General features: G+C 59.5%; 20 protein-coding genes. 12 read left to right on the top strand and 8 right to left on the bottom strand.

Going from position 1 to position 16,168, the window contains the following annotated elements:
* Nucleotides 1-14: 14 nt before the first annotated feature.
* Nucleotides 15-479 (bottom strand): hypothetical protein, encoded by a 465-nt coding sequence (locus AO064_RS14040; protein WP_015885586.1) that lies wholly within the window; start codon nucleotides 477-479, stop codon nucleotides 15-17.
* A 354-nt stretch (nucleotides 480-833) separates the two neighbouring features.
* Here AO064_RS14040 and AO064_RS14035 point away from each other — a divergent pair, with 354 nt between their 5' ends.
* Nucleotides 834-1,316 carry an ImmA/IrrE family metallo-endopeptidase gene (locus AO064_RS14035; protein ID WP_064053723.1) on the top strand — a complete coding sequence of 161 codons (483 nt, stop codon included), beginning with the start codon at nucleotides 834-836 and terminating at the stop codon, nucleotides 1,314-1,316.
* Entirely contained in the window at nucleotides 1,313-1,735 is a 423-nt protein-coding gene (locus tag AO064_RS14030) for a hypothetical protein (protein ID WP_064053722.1), read from the top strand. Before AO064_RS14035 ends, AO064_RS14030 begins: the two co-directional genes overlap by 4 nt.
* A gap of 48 nt (nucleotides 1,736-1,783) precedes the next feature.
* On the opposite strand, the gene AO064_RS14025 is transcribed toward AO064_RS14030, so the two are convergent.
* The 4 genes from AO064_RS14025 to AO064_RS14010 form a co-directional block, all read right to left on the bottom strand.
* Complete coding sequence (locus tag AO064_RS14025) at nucleotides 1,784-2,461, bottom strand: response regulator transcription factor (protein WP_003193803.1); 678 nt, start codon at nucleotides 2,459-2,461, stop codon at nucleotides 1,784-1,786.
* A gap of 7 nt (nucleotides 2,462-2,468) precedes the next feature.
* Nucleotides 2,469-2,876 (bottom strand): SH3 domain-containing protein, encoded by a 408-nt coding sequence (locus tag AO064_RS14020; RefSeq protein WP_046035291.1) that lies wholly within the window; start codon nucleotides 2,874-2,876, stop codon nucleotides 2,469-2,471.
* Between the two features lie 107 nt (nucleotides 2,877-2,983).
* The gene (locus tag AO064_RS14015; RefSeq protein ID WP_015885584.1) at nucleotides 2,984-3,283 is read right to left on the bottom strand and encodes a YciI family protein; all 300 of its coding nucleotides are present in this window, start codon (nucleotides 3,281-3,283) and stop codon (nucleotides 2,984-2,986) included.
* Between the two features lies 1 nt (nucleotide 3,284).
* On the bottom strand, nucleotides 3,285-3,881 hold the full coding sequence (locus AO064_RS14010; protein ID WP_015885583.1) for a septation protein A: 597 nt from the start codon (nucleotides 3,879-3,881) through the stop codon (nucleotides 3,285-3,287).
* Nucleotides 3,882-3,968: 87 nt separating this feature from the next.
* Between AO064_RS14010 and AO064_RS14005 the strand changes: the two genes are divergently transcribed.
* The 6 genes from AO064_RS14005 (at nucleotide 3,969) to rluB (ending at nucleotide 8,933) form a co-directional block, all read left to right on the top strand.
* Complete coding sequence (locus AO064_RS14005) at nucleotides 3,969-4,832, top strand: PHP domain-containing protein (RefSeq protein ID WP_015885582.1); 864 nt, start codon at nucleotides 3,969-3,971, stop codon at nucleotides 4,830-4,832.
* A gap of 13 nt (nucleotides 4,833-4,845) precedes the next feature.
* Nucleotides 4,846-5,475 (top strand): L-threonylcarbamoyladenylate synthase, encoded by a 630-nt coding sequence (locus AO064_RS14000; RefSeq protein WP_015885581.1) that lies wholly within the window; start codon nucleotides 4,846-4,848, stop codon nucleotides 5,473-5,475.
* 120 nt (nucleotides 5,476-5,595) lie between these two features.
* A complete protein-coding gene (locus tag AO064_RS13995) occupies nucleotides 5,596-6,294 on the top strand; it encodes a segregation and condensation protein A (RefSeq protein WP_173390412.1) in 699 nt (232 codons plus the stop codon).
* A gap of 12 nt (nucleotides 6,295-6,306) precedes the next feature.
* Nucleotides 6,307-7,239, top strand: a complete 933-nt coding sequence (gene scpB / locus AO064_RS13990) for an SMC-Scp complex subunit ScpB (RefSeq protein WP_064053721.1) — start codon at nucleotides 6,307-6,309, stop codon at nucleotides 7,237-7,239.
* A gap of 146 nt (nucleotides 7,240-7,385) precedes the next feature.
* Nucleotides 7,386-7,577, top strand: coding sequence for a DUF1289 domain-containing protein (locus AO064_RS13985; RefSeq protein ID WP_015885578.1), 192 nt, complete (start codon nucleotides 7,386-7,388; stop codon nucleotides 7,575-7,577).
* 144 nt (nucleotides 7,578-7,721) lie between these two features.
* On the top strand, nucleotides 7,722-8,933 hold the full coding sequence (rluB, locus tag AO064_RS13980; RefSeq protein ID WP_015885577.1) for a 23S rRNA pseudouridine(2605) synthase RluB: 1,212 nt from the start codon (nucleotides 7,722-7,724) through the stop codon (nucleotides 8,931-8,933).
* A gap of 187 nt (nucleotides 8,934-9,120) precedes the next feature.
* Here rluB and AO064_RS13975 read toward each other — a convergent pair whose 3' ends face one another.
* Nucleotides 9,121-10,080 carry a CgnE/CgnB domain-containing protein gene (locus tag AO064_RS13975; protein WP_064053720.1) on the bottom strand — a complete coding sequence of 320 codons (960 nt, stop codon included), beginning with the start codon at nucleotides 10,078-10,080 and terminating at the stop codon, nucleotides 9,121-9,123.
* A gap of 74 nt (nucleotides 10,081-10,154) precedes the next feature.
* Nucleotides 10,155-10,292 (bottom strand): hypothetical protein, encoded by a 138-nt coding sequence (locus AO064_RS30925; RefSeq protein ID WP_003175756.1) that lies wholly within the window; start codon nucleotides 10,290-10,292, stop codon nucleotides 10,155-10,157.
* A gap of 638 nt (nucleotides 10,293-10,930) precedes the next feature.
* On the opposite strand from AO064_RS30925, the gene AO064_RS13970 reads away from it, so the two are divergent.
* The 4 genes from AO064_RS13970 to arfB all read left to right on the top strand — a co-directional run bounded on the left by AO064_RS13970 (nucleotide 10,931) and on the right by arfB (nucleotide 14,936).
* Nucleotides 10,931-12,352 (top strand): amino acid permease, encoded by a 1,422-nt coding sequence (locus tag AO064_RS13970; protein ID WP_064053719.1) that lies wholly within the window; start codon nucleotides 10,931-10,933, stop codon nucleotides 12,350-12,352.
* 128 nt (nucleotides 12,353-12,480) lie between these two features.
* Nucleotides 12,481-13,164, top strand: coding sequence for a pentapeptide repeat-containing protein (locus AO064_RS13965; RefSeq protein ID WP_015885573.1), 684 nt, complete (start codon nucleotides 12,481-12,483; stop codon nucleotides 13,162-13,164).
* A gap of 99 nt (nucleotides 13,165-13,263) precedes the next feature.
* Nucleotides 13,264-14,430 carry a hypothetical protein gene (locus AO064_RS13960; protein ID WP_064053718.1) on the top strand — a complete coding sequence of 389 codons (1,167 nt, stop codon included), beginning with the start codon at nucleotides 13,264-13,266 and terminating at the stop codon, nucleotides 14,428-14,430.
* A 92-nt stretch (nucleotides 14,431-14,522) separates the two neighbouring features.
* Nucleotides 14,523-14,936 (top strand): alternative ribosome rescue aminoacyl-tRNA hydrolase ArfB, encoded by a 414-nt coding sequence (arfB, locus tag AO064_RS13955; RefSeq protein ID WP_064053717.1) that lies wholly within the window; start codon nucleotides 14,523-14,525, stop codon nucleotides 14,934-14,936.
* Here arfB and AO064_RS13950 read toward each other — a convergent pair.
* The gene (locus tag AO064_RS13950) at nucleotides 14,933-16,129 is read right to left on the bottom strand and encodes an MFS transporter (protein ID WP_015885570.1); all 1,197 of its coding nucleotides are present in this window, start codon (nucleotides 16,127-16,129) and stop codon (nucleotides 14,933-14,935) included. The genes arfB and AO064_RS13950 overlap by 4 nt on opposite strands.
* Nucleotides 16,130-16,168: the final 39 nt, after the last annotated feature.

The following is a 16,168-nucleotide window of genomic DNA, read 5'->3' as shown; positions in this document are numbered from 1 at the left end:
GCGTTACGGGGGCATTATTGCGCTTTTTGCGGCTGTTGCGCTTTCCAGGCTTGGAATTCCTTCCATTCGGCGCGGCGCTGTTCTTGCTTCTTGACGATCTCGTCGAATTTCTTCTGCTGATCGGGCTTCAGCACGGCACGGATGTCAGCCTGGGTTTTCTGCTTGCCGGCGGCGATTTCGTCCTGCATGGCTTTCTGGTCGGCAGCGGGCAGTTTATCCAGGTACTTTTTGGTCAGGTCCTTGCGAGCATGCCATTGGTCGCCCATCAGTTTGCCGATCTGCTCGCGCTGCTCTTTGCTCAGGTCCAGTTGGCTGAAAGGGCCGCCTTTGCCGCGCGGACCGTGTTCACCGCCGTGGCCCGGGCCACCCATCATGTGGCCTTCTGGGCCGCCCATTGGGCCGGGGCCTTCGGGCATTGCAGCCATGGCAACGGTCGGCAGGGCAGCGGCGAACATCAAAGCGATAAGGGTCTTGCGCATGGTGATTCTCCTGTCTCTATTCCGGTGAGTCCGGATGTGAGTAGATTACGGAGATCAAGGTCAGCGGCGGTCAGGTGTGCGTAAAGCTTGGGTAAAGAGGGTTTTGTTGCGAACTGACAAAACTGCTGTTCACATGAAAGGGTGAGTCCAGCTCAATTGCTACAACATGCATCCAGGCTATTGGCATCACAACTGAAGTGACTGTATAAATGAACAGCTTTTTTGTGATTTTTTCCTTTATCGAAATGTTTTTAGCCTGTCAACTACAATTTGACGGAAGCTCTTGACTTGTGCAGAATCCGACCTCATTTTTATCCAGCATAGTTATATTTTCAGCCATATTAAGGAGGCCGTATGGAGTACAGAACTGCAGACGACGTCCTGCGTATCCATTGGAATGGCCGGTTGCCGGTAAATCCAATATCGATTGCCGAGTCAATGGGTATAGAGGTGAAAGCCCTCACCCCACTTGAACCGGAAACCTGGCGCCCACAGGAAAGTGGTCATTACTCTTTCCGAAGTGGCGCACCGTTGATTACCTATAATTTTCTGGATGCTCCGGTACGGCAGCGCTTCACCGTTGCGCACGAGATCGGCCACCATGTGCACGGGGACCTGGATGCACCCCGAGATACATCCGAGCAATTCAGTGCCAGGTCTAGAGATCCAAAAGAGATTGCAGCTAATCGATTCGCTGCTGCACTTCTGATGCCCGCCGCGCTGGTGAAGCACATGGTTCTTGAGCAAAGAGTTACTGACATCGCAAAACTGGCGGGTGCTTTTGGAGTGTCAACTGCCGCCATGGAGTTCAGACTGAAGGCGATTGGGCTTTTATGATTGATACCAGCGACGACTTGGCGGGAGGAGAAGCTGTTAACCCCGACCTTATTAGTGACTATCTGAAGAGAGAGTCCTGGCGATTCAGGTGGGAGAAACGGCTGACTACTGTCACCGTCGGGTTGATCTTATTATTTTATGTGTCGCTGCTGGGCTTTGTGTTTTTGGGGAATATTAGGATTTCAGCGGGTGCCTGGTACTTTTTCAGCGCAGTGCGCCCCCACAGCACGGGTGATATTCCGATTATTGTGTCCCTTTCTACCGTTCCAACGCTGCTTCTGATTGCTCTGCTACGGTACTTTCACCACAGGCCTAAGTCTGATCAGGACGACCTCCAAGCCCCGTTACCTATTAGTGTCGAAGCCGCTAAAGAAATAATCAAAGCGACTACGGATGCGATGAAAACCCACTCAAACTAAAGCCCAGCTCGCCAGCTGGGCTTTTTTGTACCAACCAAAAATATAAAATTACAGGCTGTAGTAGTAACCGCGACTGCGCAACGCCACGATCCGTGGCCGGCCATCCGGGTGTGGGCCGATCTTTTTGCGCAGGTTACTCACGTGCATGTCCAGGCTGCGATCGTAAAGGGTCAGCTTACGGCCCAGGGCAATCTGCGCGAGTTCCTGTTTGTCCAACGGTTCGCCGGGCTGGCGCAGCAAAGCTTCCAGCAATCGGCTTTCGGAGACGGTGAGCGCAAATTCCTGTTCATCGATGCTGACCACGCCGCGTACCGGGCTGAAGCACAGGTCACCCAGCTCCAGCTGGGTAGACACGGCCGCCGGGTGGCTGCGGCGCAGTACCGCGCGCAGGCGGGCGGTGAGCTCGCGGGGGTCGCAGGGCTTGGCCAGGTAATCATCGGCGCCCAGTTCCAGGCCGAGGATACGGTCCAGCGGTTCGCCGCGGGCCGACAGCATCAGCACCGGCAGCTCAGGGTGGTCGTTGCGCAATTGCTTGAGCAGCTCAAGGCCGCTGCCGTCGGGCAGCATTACGTCAAGCACCACCGCTGCCGGGGCGCTGTCGGCCAAGGCTTTGCGGGCGCTCAAGCCGTCATGGCAGGCGCGCACCTGGAAGCCTTCCTGGCTCAACCAACTGGTCAGCAGCTCGCAGAGCTCCTGGTCATCATCTATCAGTAACAGCTCGCTCATGACTCACTCAATTTAGCCATTGTCGACGGCGACGGTGCCCACCGCTGGCGAAGATCCCGCACAGCAGGGCGATCAGTGCGACGGCCCCGCCGGTGACGAACCACTGTTGTTGCTCGGTCAGCCATCGGGTCAAGGCCCCGCCCTGTGTCTCTTTGAGTTGCTGGGCCAGGCGTTGGTTCTCTTGGCGAAGGCGATTCAATTGGGCGCTCTCGCGGGTAGCGTCAGCACTTTGCAGTTGCTTGCTCAGTTCTTCACGCTGGCGTTCGCTTTCTTTCAAACGTTGCTGCAACTCGCTGATCTGGGCGCCGGCACTCAAGGACAGGGGCGTGGAACTGCCGGTGTTCGAGGTTTCTTCAGCGTGGGCCGTAGCCCCGATCATTAACACTGCCAACAGACACAACTGACGTAAGCGCATCGGAACTCCTGATTCCACACGAATATTCAGAACGTTGTCGGCAGGTTACCCAGAATAATGAGCAATTAGGCGCTCGCCGAACCGAATAGGTTCGGCACGCCTTTTGATCAAGGCAGGACTTGCTTGAACGGTTTGATCACGACGTCGGCGTAAACGCCGGCCGCGACGTAAGGGTCAGCCTTGGCCCAGGCCTGGGCATCGGCCAGGGACGCGAACTCGGCAACGATCAGGCTACCGGTGAAACCGGCATCGCCCGGGTCATTGCTGTCCACCGCAGGATGCGGGCCGGCCAACACGATACGTCCTTCGGCTTGCAGCTGTTTCAGCCGTTCGACGTGAGCTGGGCGCACGCTCAGGCGTTTTTCCAGCGAGTTGGCAACGTCGGTGGCAATGATGGCGTAGAGCATGTCAGTCCTCGGTTTTTGGCGTGGTGGGGTCGGCGTCATGCAGATGACGTGACAGGTAAATACCCTGGGCAACCAGGAACAGCACGGTCATGCCCAGGCTGCCGAAGACTTTGAAGTCGACCCAGTAGTCCTGGAACGTGAATGCCACGAACAGGTTGGCGGCGCCGCAGAACAGGAAGAACACGATCCAGGCTACGTTCAAGCGCGTCCACACCGGCTCCGGCAGGGTCAACGCATGGCCCATGATCCGCTTGATCAACAGGCGGTCACCGATGAAATGGCTGCCGATGAACGCCAGGGCGAACAGCCAGTTCACCACCGGGGCTTTCCATTTAAGGAAGGTTTCACTGTGGAAGGCCAGGGTCAGGCTGCCGAAGACCAGGCAGGCGACCAGGGTCAGCCATTGGCTTTTTTCCAGTTTGCGCTGGGAGATGAAGATGGCGCCGTAGACCACGACGGAGCTGATGATAAGCACGGCGGTGGCGCTGTAGATGCCCCCGAACGTCAGCTCATGGCCGGCCAGATCGATGACCCTGGGGTCGAGTTTGTAGACGATGAAAAACAGCAACAGCGGGATGAAGTCGATGAATTGTTTCACAGTAAGAGCCAGAAGCTGGATGTGGCGGCATAATAACAAACATCCTTGGTAGCGAAAGCGCCAGCTGACTTGAGGTTACACATCCCCGTGAATGTCGATTTGCACTGCCACAGCACGGCCTCCGACGGCGCCCTGGCGCCTGCGGTACTGGTTGCGCGTGCGTTTGAAAAAGGCGTGCGAGTCCTGTCCTTGACCGACCACGACACCCTCGAAGGCCTCGACGAAGCCCGCGAAGCCGCCCATTCACTGGGCATGCAACTGGTCAACGGTGTGGAGTTGTCCTGCACCTGGGGCGGCGCCACCATTCATGTGCTCGGCTACGGTTTCGATCAAAACGCCGCGCCTTTGGTCGCGGCCATCGCCCAATTGCACGATGGCCGCTGGCTGCGGTCCGAAGAAATAAGCCGCAAGCTCAGCCTTAAAGGCATGCCTGGAGCGCTCGAAGGCGCCCGCGCCATCCAGCAGGAACTGGGTGACAGCGGCAATGCACCGGCCCGGCCGCACTTTGCCGACTGGATGGTGCGGGAAGGTTTCGTCAAGGACCGTGCCGAAGCCTTTCGCAAGTGGTTGGGCGCCGGCAAGTTGGGGGATGTGAAGCAACATTGGCCGACCCTGGAAGACACCGTCGAGACCCTGCGCGCCTCTGGGGCCTGGGTCAGCCTGGCGCATCCCTGGCATTACGATTTCACCCGCAGCAAGCGTCGCAAGCTGATTGCCGACTATATTGGAGCGGGCGGCCACGCAATCGAAGTGGTCAACGGGCATCAACCCGCCGAACAGGTCGGCAGCCTGGCGATTCTTGCCCGCGAATTTGGTCTGCTGGTCAGTGCCGGCAGTGATTTTCATGGCCCAGGCGGCTGGTCCGAGATCGGCGAGTATCGCCCCGTCCCGGAAGACTTGCCGCTCTTGTGGGGGCGATTCAAGCATGACCCCATTATTGCCACCGTCTGAACAGGTAGAACACGTGAGTCAATTCTTCCAGATTCATCCGGAAAACCCCCAGGCGCGCCTGATTAAACAGGCCGTCGAGATCATTCGCGCCGGTGGCGTGGTGATCTACCCAACCGATTCTTCCTACGCCATTGGTTGCCAGATCGGCGACAAAGGCGCGGTCGAGCGTGTAAGACGTCTGCGTCAACTGGACGACAAGCACAACTTTGCGCTGATCTGCAGCGACCTGTCCCAGCTGGGGCTGTTCGCCAAGGTCGACACCGGCACCTTCCGCCTGCTCAAGGCCCACACGCCAGGGCCCTACACCTTTATTCTGAACGCCACCCGCGAAGTGCCGCGCCTGCTGTTGCACCCGAAGAAGCGCACCATCGGCCTGCGGGTGCCGGAGCACCCCATCGCCCTGGCACTGTTGGCCGAGCTGGGTGAGCCGCTGATGAGCGTGTCGTTGATCATGCCCGGCGATACCGAACCGCTGGAAGACCCGTACGAAATGCGCCAATTGCTGGAAAAACAGGTCGACCTGATCATCGACGGCGGTTTCGGCGGCGGCAAGGCGTCCACCGTGATCAACCTGGCCGATGGCGAACCGGAAGTGATCCGCGTGGGTTGCGGCGACCCGGCTCCGTTTATGGTCGAGGCCTGAATGTCGGCCGTGGAAACCGTCGACCCCCAGGCAGGCGCCCAGCAGGAACTGCCGTTTGCCATGGTGTATGGCCAGGCGGTCATGGAAATGCCGCTGGATCTGTACATTCCGCCGGACGCGCTGGAAGTCTTCCTTGACGCCTTCGAAGGTCCGTTGGACTTGTTGCTGTACCTGATCCGCAAGCAGAACATCAACATCCTCGACATTCCAGTGGCGGAAATCACTCGCCAGTACATGGGCTATGTCGAGCTGATGCAGTCGGTGCGCCTGGAGCTCGCCGCCGAGTACCTGGTGATGGCCGCCATGCTTGCCGAGATCAAGTCGCGCATGCTGCTGCCGCGCTCGGAGACGGTCGAAGCTGAAGAGGACGACCCGCGCGCCGAACTGATCCGCCGCCTGCAAGAGTACGAACGTTTCAAGGCCGCCGCCGAAGGTATCGACGGCTTGAGCCGTGTGGGTCGCGACGTGGTGGTGCCCAAGCTCGACGCCCCCGAAGCCCGTGCGCGCAAGTTGCTGCCGGATGTGAGCCTGGAAGAATTGTTGATGTCCATGGCCGAGGTGCTGCGCCGTGGCGACATGTTTGAGCACCACCAGGTCAGCCGCGAGGCGCTGTCCACCCGTGAGCGTATGAGCGACGTGCTGGAGCGCCTCAAGGGCGGCGGCTTCGTGCCGTTTGTCGAGCTGTTTACGGCCGAAGAAGGGCGCCTGGGGGTGGTGGTGACCTTTATGGCGATCCTCGAGTTGGTGAAGGAATCCTTGGTCGAGCTGGTCCAGAATGAGCCTTTTGCGGCTATCCACGTGCGGGCGCGAGCCGAATAAAGAGCTGAATCGATGAATCTGACTGAACCCCGCGAACTGGCCCCATTGCTGGAAGCCTTTCTCCTGGCCTCGGGTAAACCGCAATCCCTGGAGCGCTTGTTCGAACTCTTTGAGGAGGCCGAGCGCCCTGAGCCGCCGGTGTTCAAGAAGGCGCTGGAGATCCTGCGCAAATCCTGCGACGGACGTGCCTTTGAATTGCGCGAGGTGGCGTCAGGTTATCGCCTGCAGATACGTGAGAAATTTTCCCCGTGGGTCGGCCGCTTGTGGGAAGAGCGCCCACAGCGTTATTCACGGGCGATGCTGGAGACCATGGCGCTGATCGCCTATCGCCAGCCGATCACCCGTGGCGAGATCGAAGACGTGCGTGGCGTGGCGGTCAACAGCCATATCGTCAAGACCCTGCTGGAGCGCGAGTGGATCCGTATCGTCGGTTACCGCGACGTGCCCGGCAAACCGGCGATGTTTGCCACCACCAAGGTGTTTCTCGACCACTTCAACCTGAAGAACCTCGACGATTTACCGCCGCTGGCCGAACTGCGCGAGATGGAAGCCGAGCCGGTGCTCGATTTCGACGATGCGCCGGTGCCCGCGAGCCTGCAGGAACTGGCGGACGCGACCGCAGAGCCGGAAGAACCGAAGGACGAGACCAGTTTCCACACATTGTTGCTGGAACTGGACGACATGGAGCAGGGGATCAAGACCGACTTTGATGATTTGTTGCGTGACGGTGCTGCCGAGCCTGAAGCGCAAGTGAACGTGGACGTTGAGCCTGAGGTCGAACCTGAGCCTGAGCTCGAAGAAGATATCCTCGGCGTGGCCGAAGCCCGCGAGAAACTTCTCGCCGCCGTCGCCGCCCTCGAACAGCCCCCGCTGAGTGATGAGGAAGACGAAGCCCGGGCCCTGGCCGAAGCGATCGAGGCCGAGCGACGCCAGTTCGAAGACTGACGCGATCTATTTACCGCCACTGCCCTCATGTGGGAGGGGGCTTGCTCCCGATGGCGGTGCATCAGCTTGCGAACCCGCTGACTGACACACTGCTATCGGGAGCAAGACCCCTCCCACATTTTGATCTCCGTCACCAGGGAGAAAACATGAGCTCCACCAAAGACCCCTGCATCAGCCTCTGCAAATTCAACGACGACATCTGCGTTGGCTGCGGCCGCAGCAAGCGCGAGATCCGTGCCTGGAAGAAACTCGACAAAGCCGACAAGCGTACCGTCTTGGCCGAAGCCGAGCTGCGATTGCTGGCCCTGGGCGCCACCGGTCGGCGGAAAAGCAAATGACTGGGCGCATATCGACTAGTCTCTGATGCGCAACGCGCGCCATGCGCGTATGATTCGCGACCCTTTGCCGAGCTATTCGGCCAAAGCCCCGCTTTCAACACTCTTCAGGCCACGCCTGAATCGACCCACCGGGAGGTGCTTAAGATGAACGACAAAGACCAGAACGACAGCCAGGAAATCGGCCCAGCAGGCGAAAAACTGCAAAAGGTGCTGGCGCGTATCGGCGTGGGCTCGCGCCGCGACGTCGAAGCCTGGATCACCCAGAAGCGCATCAAGGTCAACGGCGTCGAGGCCACCCTCGGCCAGCGCGTCGACCTGCACGATGCAATCACCATTGATGGCAAGGTCATCAAGCGTGAAGAGGCCGCCGAATCGGTGCGCCGCGTGATCATGTACAACAAGCCCGATGGCGAGATCTGCACCCGTGACGACCCGGAAGGCCGTCCGACCGTGTTCGACAAGATGCCTAAGCCTAAAGAAGGCCGTTGGATCAACATTGGCCGTCTCGACATCAACACCACCGGCTTGCTGATGTTCACCACCGACGGTGAGCTGGCCAACCGCCTGATGCACCCATCCTACGAGATGGACCGCGAATACGCCGTGCGTGTACGCGGTGAAGTCGATGACGAAATGATCGAGCGCCTGAAGGCTGGCGTGGTGCTGGAAGATGGCCCGGCCAAGTTCACCGACATCAAGCAAGCCCCAGGCGGTGAAGGTTTCAACCATTGGTACCACTGCGTGGTGATGGAAGGCCGCAACCGTGAAGTCCGTCGCCTGTGGGAATCCCAGGGCCTGGTGGTGAGCCGCCTGAAGCGCGTGCGTTTCGGTCCGGTGTTCCTCAACTCCGACCTGCCGATGGGCCGCTGGCGCGAAATGAGCCAGTACGAAGTCGACATCCTCAGCGCCGAAGTCGGCCTGACGCCGGTCGCGATGCCGCAGATGAACGCCAAGAGCAAAGACAAGCTCGAGCGTATGCAGCGTAAATCGTCGCGCCCTGTGGCTCGCACCGAACGTGTTGCCCGCACCCTGCGCCCGGCGCTGAATGCACCGGCGACCGGCGGTCGTATCTCGCGTGAGCCGCAGATCGAAGGCGAGCGCCGCCCCACCGCGCCATCGCGTCAGGAAGGCGAGCGTGCTCCGCGCACCCCGCGTCCTGCCCCGGCGGGTGGTCGCAGCAACCGCGGTGAAGCCGATCGTCCAGCTGACAACGCCAGCACCAAGCGTCCAGCCAAGCCGGCGGCCAACAAGCGCCCTGGCCCGAAACTGGTCGCGGACGAGCCGTCGGGCAAGCGCCGTGGCGCCCCGGCCGGTTCGGGTCAGCGCCCGGGTTTTGGTCGCAAGAAGCCGCAGTGATGTAAGTGCTGCATAAAAAAACGCCAACCTTCGGGTTGGCGTTTTTTTTTGCTTTGGAATACCGTCAAAAATGTGGGAGGGGGCTCCCGATAGCGGTGTGCCAGCCACCCCATACATCAGCTGACCCACTGCCATCGGGGGCAAGCCCCTTCCCACCGTGGATCTCTATGGGAATCGACGTCAGCGCTTAGAACGCAAAGGTGCCATCAAACACTGGCTTGTCATCCAGCGCCAGCACCCCACTGGCGAAGATCAGATCCAGGTGATGGCTGCCTTTCTGCCCGCCCCCCAGGCCCAGGTGCAACCCGCAATGGCGCTCCTCAAACCCGGCATTGCGCGCATACAGGTCCTTCACGCCTTCATTGGTGCCTATCCCCAGTTCCTCCACACGCCGGTTGGACGGGTTGGCATTCAGGTATTTATTGAAATCATCCGCCAGCCCAGGCACGTCGCTGGCCACGCTGCAGATGGTCGAGTTCTCGATCCACAGCTCCAGCGGTGATTGCAGCACGCCGTATTTACGCGCGAATGGGATGGTGCTGAGAAAGGTGCCTACAAACCGTACCTGGCCATTGATGGCTTCGCTGTGGGTGGCGATCTCACCGGGGGCGAGGTCGTGGTTGCCGACGCCGTTGATATTGGTCCACTTCTTGATGCTGCTCATCGGCGCTTCCAGCCGCGAACCGTGCTTATCGGTAAAGCTCAGCACAGTGGCTTGGGACATGCACCGGATCAGCGTGGCGTTGAGGTCGGCAATGCGCTGGGGTTCGACGCTGAAGGTGTCGTAGAAGTAGTCGCCGTAATCCTTGAATAGGAGGGATTTTTTCCAGTGCTCGGCCATCACGCCTTGCAGGGCACGGATAAAGTCCGGGCCTTCGGCGCGAGGGTTGGGCAAGGTCGAGGAATCGTAGAGGAACAGGTACAGGTCGCAGGTTTCAATCGCTTCGGCCAGGGTATCGCTGGTGGCCAGGTCCAGGCGCTGCACCTGGAAGTTGAAGCGGGCGGCACTGCTGTGGGTGATCGCCTGGGCGATGGCGTCGTAGCGCTCGGTATGGCCCAGCAACACGGTGGGGCAGCTCAGGCCGTTGAGCGCCGGGTGGTGCGCGAGGTAGTAGAGAAAGTGTTCGACAGCGCGGGCCTTGTCCATGACGTACTTCCTTTCTGTGCCTTGGGTAAGGGGGCAGGTGCCGTGCACAGCACCTGCCGAATGCCTGCCGGTTTTTAGAATGGCCACATCGCGGTGCCGAACGGCACAACGGCATCGGCTTGCATCATTTCAACGGCGGCCTCATGGGTCGGCGCTTCAAACCAATCGTCGAGTTGCAGTTCGGTTTCCAGGTCGTTTTCCAGTGCTTGCATGGTGTATCTCCTAGAGGACGTTGTTTGAGAACGGCTTGCCAACGGGCTTCGCGGGCAAGTGGGATGAACCTAGGAGAGAGTGTTTATAAATGCAAAATTTTTATTGACACGGTTTCATTTGGATTTTTTGTTCTGTTTTTAACCGCTCGTTTTTTCTTGAATGAATACAGGTAGCTGGCGCGACTAATCTGCCGGAAATTTCCTACCGTCAATTTTTATTAAAATTACAGCTGTAACGCTAATTTTCCATGCTGTAACGATTAATTTACGTGTAGATGGCGACATTGTTGGCCGATCCTGCGCTGTAAGGATTACCTGACAGATCGTCGCACTCGCTCTTCGAGGACGCCCCCAAGCGGTCGAGCGGTGTACAATCCGCCGCGTTTTACTGTGACCCCCTTGCGTAACCACGCAAAAGGCCAAGACCTCGGGGTTTACCCGCCCTGATCACTCCGCCTGGCCACGAGCCGGACGGGTTCGATTTCGTCACAGATAAAAACAAACAGGTGACGCATGACCGTTAGAACGACGCTGTACTCCTGGTGCCTGCGCTGGGGTTTGAGCGGCGCTGCTTGAGTCGGTAATTCAAGGCAGCAACCTGCATTCAATATCCTCAAACCTTGCGTGAGACCCTTTTCATGAGTGGACCCCATTCCTCTTCAGGTGAGCTGAAACGCGGCCTGAAAAACCGGCATATCCAGTTGATCGCCCTCGGTGGCGCCATCGGTACCGGCCTGTTCCTCGGCTCGGCCGGGGTGCTCAAATCCGCTGGTCCGTCGATGATCCTGGGCTATGCCATCTGCGGCTTCATTGCCTTCATGATCATGCGCCAGCTCGGCGAAATGATCGTCGAAGAGCCTGTTGCCGGTTCCTTCAGCCATTTTGCCCACAAGTATTGGGGCGGTTTCGCCGGCTTCCTGTCGGGCTGGAACTGCTGGATTTTGTACATCCTGGTGGGGATGTCGGAGCTGACGGCCGTCGGTAAATACGTGCACTACTGGTGGCCGGAGATCCCGACGTGGGTCTCGGCAGCGGCGTTCTTCGTGCTGATCAACCTGATCAACCTGGCCAACGTCAAAGTCTTCGGTGAAGCCGAGTTCTGGTTCGCCATCATCAAGGTGGTGGCCATCGTCGGCATGATCGCCCTGGGCAGCTACCTGCTGGTCAGCGGCACCGGCGGGCCGCAGGCCTCGGTGAGCAACCTGTGGGACCACGGCGGCTTCTTCCCGCACGGCGTCGGCGGATTGGTGATGGCCATGGCGATCATCATGTTCTCCTTCGGCGGCCTGGAAATGCTCGGCTTCACTGCAGCCGAAGCCGACCAGCCGCGCACCGTGATCCCGAAAGCGATCAACCAGGTGATCTATCGCATCCTGATTTTCTACATCGGTGCCCTGGTGGTGCTGCTGTCGCTGACGCCGTGGGACAGCCTGCTGGCGACCCTCAATGCCTCCGGCGACGCTTACAGCGGCAGCCCGTTCGTGCAGGTGTTCTCGATGCTGGGCAGCAACACTGCCGCGCATATCCTCAACTTCGTGGTCCTGACGGCGGCGCTGTCGGTGTACAACAGCGGCACCTACTGCAACAGCCGCATGCTGCTGGGCATGGCCGAACAGGGCGATGCACCTAAAGCACTGGCGAAGATCGACAAGCGCGGCGTGCCGGTACGCGCCATCCTCGCTTCGGCGGCGATCACCCTGGTGGCGGTGTTGATGAACTACCTGATCCCGCAACACGCGCTGGAACTGCTGATGTCGCTGGTCGTGGCGACGCTGGTGATCAACTGGGCGATGATCAGCTTCTCTCACTTCAAGTTCCGCCAGCACATGAACCGCACCGGCCAGGTGCCATTGTTCAAGGCGCTGTGGTACCCGTATGGCAATTATGTGTGCCTGGCGTTCGTGGTGTTTATCCTGGTGATCATGCTGATGATCCCGGGGATTCAGGTGTCGGTGTACGCGATCCCGGTGTGGGTGGTGTTCATGGCGGGGTGTTATGGGCTCAAGAATAAGCGCAGCGCCAATGCGGCGCAGACTACAGCGAGTGAGGCGTTGAAGTAAGCGCCCTCGCCACAGGTACGGTGCTCACCCTTAACTGACTGGCATTAGGCGCAGTGCCGGGTTTTTTGTGGGCGTCGACGGGGTAGACTCGCGCCTTGTTGTGATCTGTTCATTGGCTGGAGCCCACTATGCACCACACCGACATCGACGGCGGCACCTTGCAGCGCTGTGAGCTGGAAGACCTGATCGATCAGCATGGCGGCCCCTTGCGCCTGGTGGGCGTTGACTTGAGTGGCGCCGATCTGTCGCGTATGGCGCTGGATCACTGGGTGTTCGAACGCTGCATCCTGGTCCAGACCTCGTTCCTCGGATCGCGCTTAGAGGGTACCCAGTGGAAAAGCTGCCGCGCCGGCCACGCCATCTTTGAAGCGGCGAACCTGTTGGAGGCGCAGTTCCACAGCTGCGACCTGAACAACACCCGTTGGCAGCGCAGCAAGTTGTCCCAGGCGAGTTTTGAGCACTGCAAGTTGACCGGCGCCAACTTCACCCATTGCGCCTCCCTGGGCCTGAGCTTCAGCGAAACCCGTTTGAACAGCGCCTTTCTGTCGGGGTTGTCGTTCGCGCGAACTGTGCTGAATAACCTGGATTTTTCCGACAGCGATTTGTCGGATGCGGATTTTCGCAAGGCCGAATTGATCGACTGCAGCCTCGCCCACGCGCGTATCAACGGTGCCAATTTCGCCGGCGCCGATCTGCGCGGTGCGGATTTGAGCGGGTTTCGCCTCAATGATGCCAAATTGTTCAAAGGCGCCGTGATTTCCAAAGCCCAGGCGTCGATGTTGTTGTCGGAGTTGGGCTTGTCCGTTGCCTGATTATTCGGTTTGTTGCTGTCAGCAGCCCGTCGCCGGAACTGTGTGGTGTTGCCTTGCAATAAATAGATAGTGGTTTTATCTGAATATTTGAGGTGATGTATGCGAGATCTGATTTCCGTCAGCAGGCAACCTTTCAATCCAGCCAATGAGTACGCACCGGCCTTGGATACCGGCTGCGGCAATAAACTGTACGCCGGTGAGGAAACCCCGGCATTCACGCCGCACACCGGAGTCTCCATCGCGGGGAAAAATTACTCTCCCGCTGAAAAAGACTACCTGGTCAATACCTTCGTCAACGATACGCTGCAAAACTCCAACTACGAGAACCCAGAAAACCTTGCGCGCCGAGCGAAGCATTTCTTTACGCACATCGAGTCTGAAATGGCCATTGGTCTGGGCGTTGAGAAAGATTTGCTCCGCGACGACTCGCCAGCATCGCAACTGTCATCACATATGGCACACCTGGTTCGCGGTTTGTGGACGCATTCAAAAAGTGATCCCGCGTTTCGCGAGGCGCTGCACAAGGAGTTGTTGGCGCCGAGCAATGACCCCGGCAACGTTCTATTGGCTGGAGAGGGCACAGGCGGTCTGTACTTGAGTATGAAAAACCTGCACGCCCTGTTGGTTCGCGGCGAGCAGGGGCCGTTGACCCGTGAGCATGCGCAGCAAGGTGCGGAAATGGGCTTTGGTATCAAGGCGATTGCCGAGGCGCTCAAGGCGCATGATCCGATGCTCAGTGGCGTCGATGCCTACACCGTGCAGCATCGCGTGGGGTCGAACCGTGTTGTGGACGGTGTGAAGACACATCATTTCACCAGCCGCCATGGCACGGATTTGCGCAACGACTTGGGCACTCAGGTGCGCGATGAGCTTGGCATGCCCGTCATGTTGGGTACCTCGGGTGGCGCATCGGATGTCGCCTCGACCATTCGATATGCAGCCCAATTACAAGGTCAATCCATGTGGCCAAGCGGGATGGACGAAAAGAACGGCCGGGCAGCGATGATGGGGCTGGTGTTTCATCTGATGCGTAACCAAGTCACAGACAATGCCCAAGGCTTCTACGACAAGATGCGCAGCGATTTGCACGGTTTGTCTGCAAAACGGGTTGAGCCTGCGCTGATCTTTTCTCATTCCTTCCCGGAGGTGGTGTCGGGCGTCGAGATGACGCTGAATGATGAAAAACCCACCGATCGCCAGGCGATGATCCATTCAACGTTGCTAGCCAAGTCTCTGTTGGAACAGGCCTTTGCCAACAGGACATGAGGCGCGTCGAAGCACCTGCGCGGCAAGCGGGCCTGTGTAGCATCGTGACTCGTTCGCGTATGCTGGCGAACCTGAACCGCGGACCCGTCTCAATGCTGGTGATTTCCAATAACGTGCATTTGCCCGATGCCGAGATCGAGCTGACCGCCATTCGCGCCCAGGGTGCCGGTGGGCAGAACGTCAACAAGGTGTCGAGTGCGGTGCATTTGCGGTTTGATATTCCGGCGTCGTCGCTGCCGGACTTCTACAAGGAGCGGCTGTTAGCGCTGCGCGACAGCCGTATCACCAGCGAAGGCGTGCTGGTGCTCAAGGCCCAGCAATACCGGACCCAGGAGCAGAACCGCGCGGATGCGCTGGAGCGTTTGGTGGAGTTGATCCTCAGCGCCACCAAGGTGGAGAAGAAGCGCCGCCCGACCAAGCCGACCCTGGGCTCGAAAAAGCGACGGCTCGAATCCAAGGCCAAGCGCGGCAGCATCAAGGCCGGGCGCGGCAAGGTCGACTTCTAGTCGCCGCGCGCTTCGCGGGCCTTGGGTGCCTGGCGATACAGGTACACGCTCAGCAGTAAACCACCGAGGGCGGCGAGGGCGGCGAACAGGAAGATCGACGCGAAGCCGAAGCCTGCCGCCACGGCCCCGGCGAGTGGCCCGGTGATGCCCAACGACAGGTCGATAAACAGTGAATAAGCCCCCACTGCCGAGCCACGACTGGACGCCGGCACCAGGTTGACGGCTTCCACGCCCAAGGCCGGAAACACCAGGGAAAAGCCGAAACCGCTCAATGCCGCACCGGCCAGGGCCAGATGGGCGTCCGGCGCGAGCCACAGCAACAGCAGGCCGAGAACCTCCACCGACAGGCAGGCAATCGCTACGCGAAACCCGCCGATCCGGTTGATCAAATTGCCGAACAGCAGCCGCGCACCGATAAAACTGGCGCCGAACAGGCTCAGGGCCCACACCGCGTTATCCCAATGCTGGGTGGTGTAATACAGGGTGATGAACGTGGCGATGGTGCCAAAGCCAATGGAGCCCAACGCCAGTGCGCAGCCGTGGGGCAATACTCGACCCAGCACATTCATGAACGGCAGGCGCACGCCGGCAACGAGGGGGGCGGCGACTTTGTTCCAGGCCAGCAATAGGCCGACGATTGCCAGCAGGATGATGCTGACGCCCATGCTCCACAGCCCGAAATGTCTCACCAGCACTACGCCCAGCGGTGCACCGACGGCCAGGGCCCCATAGCTGGCGATGCCGTTCCAGGAGATGACCTTGGCGGTATTCGCCGCACCGACGCGGCCGATGCCCCAGCCGATGGCGCCCGAGCCCACCAGGCTTTCAGCACTGCCCAGCACCAGGCGGCCGATCAGCAGGCTGCCCAGGCTCAACGCCGGCAGGCTTGAGAACCACGCCGCGAGCAGCATGAACACACCGCTCAGTCCGCAGCCCGCCAGGCCAATCAGTACCGCGCGCTTGCTGCCCAGCGTGTCGATGATTTTGCCCGCATAGGGGCGGCTCAGCAGGGTGGCCAGGTATTGCACGCTGATCACCAGGCCAGCAATGACTGCGCCGTAGCCCAGCTCACTGTGCACATAACCTGGCAACACGGCCAGGGGAATGCCGATATTCAGATAGCCGATGAAGGTAAACAACACGATGGAAACAACTTGCAGCGTGACCGCCAGGGGGCGCTGGGTATCGGGCATGGGAGAGGTCCACTGTCGCAGCAGGTAAAGATAGGCTGC

Source organism: Pseudomonas marginalis (genome assembly GCF_001645105.1).
In the GTDB taxonomy this organism is placed as follows: Bacteria; Pseudomonadota; Gammaproteobacteria; order Pseudomonadales; family Pseudomonadaceae; genus Aquipseudomonas; species Aquipseudomonas petroselini.
Note: the sequence above shows the minus strand (reverse complement) of the source record. Positions and strands in the feature narration are given on the sequence as shown.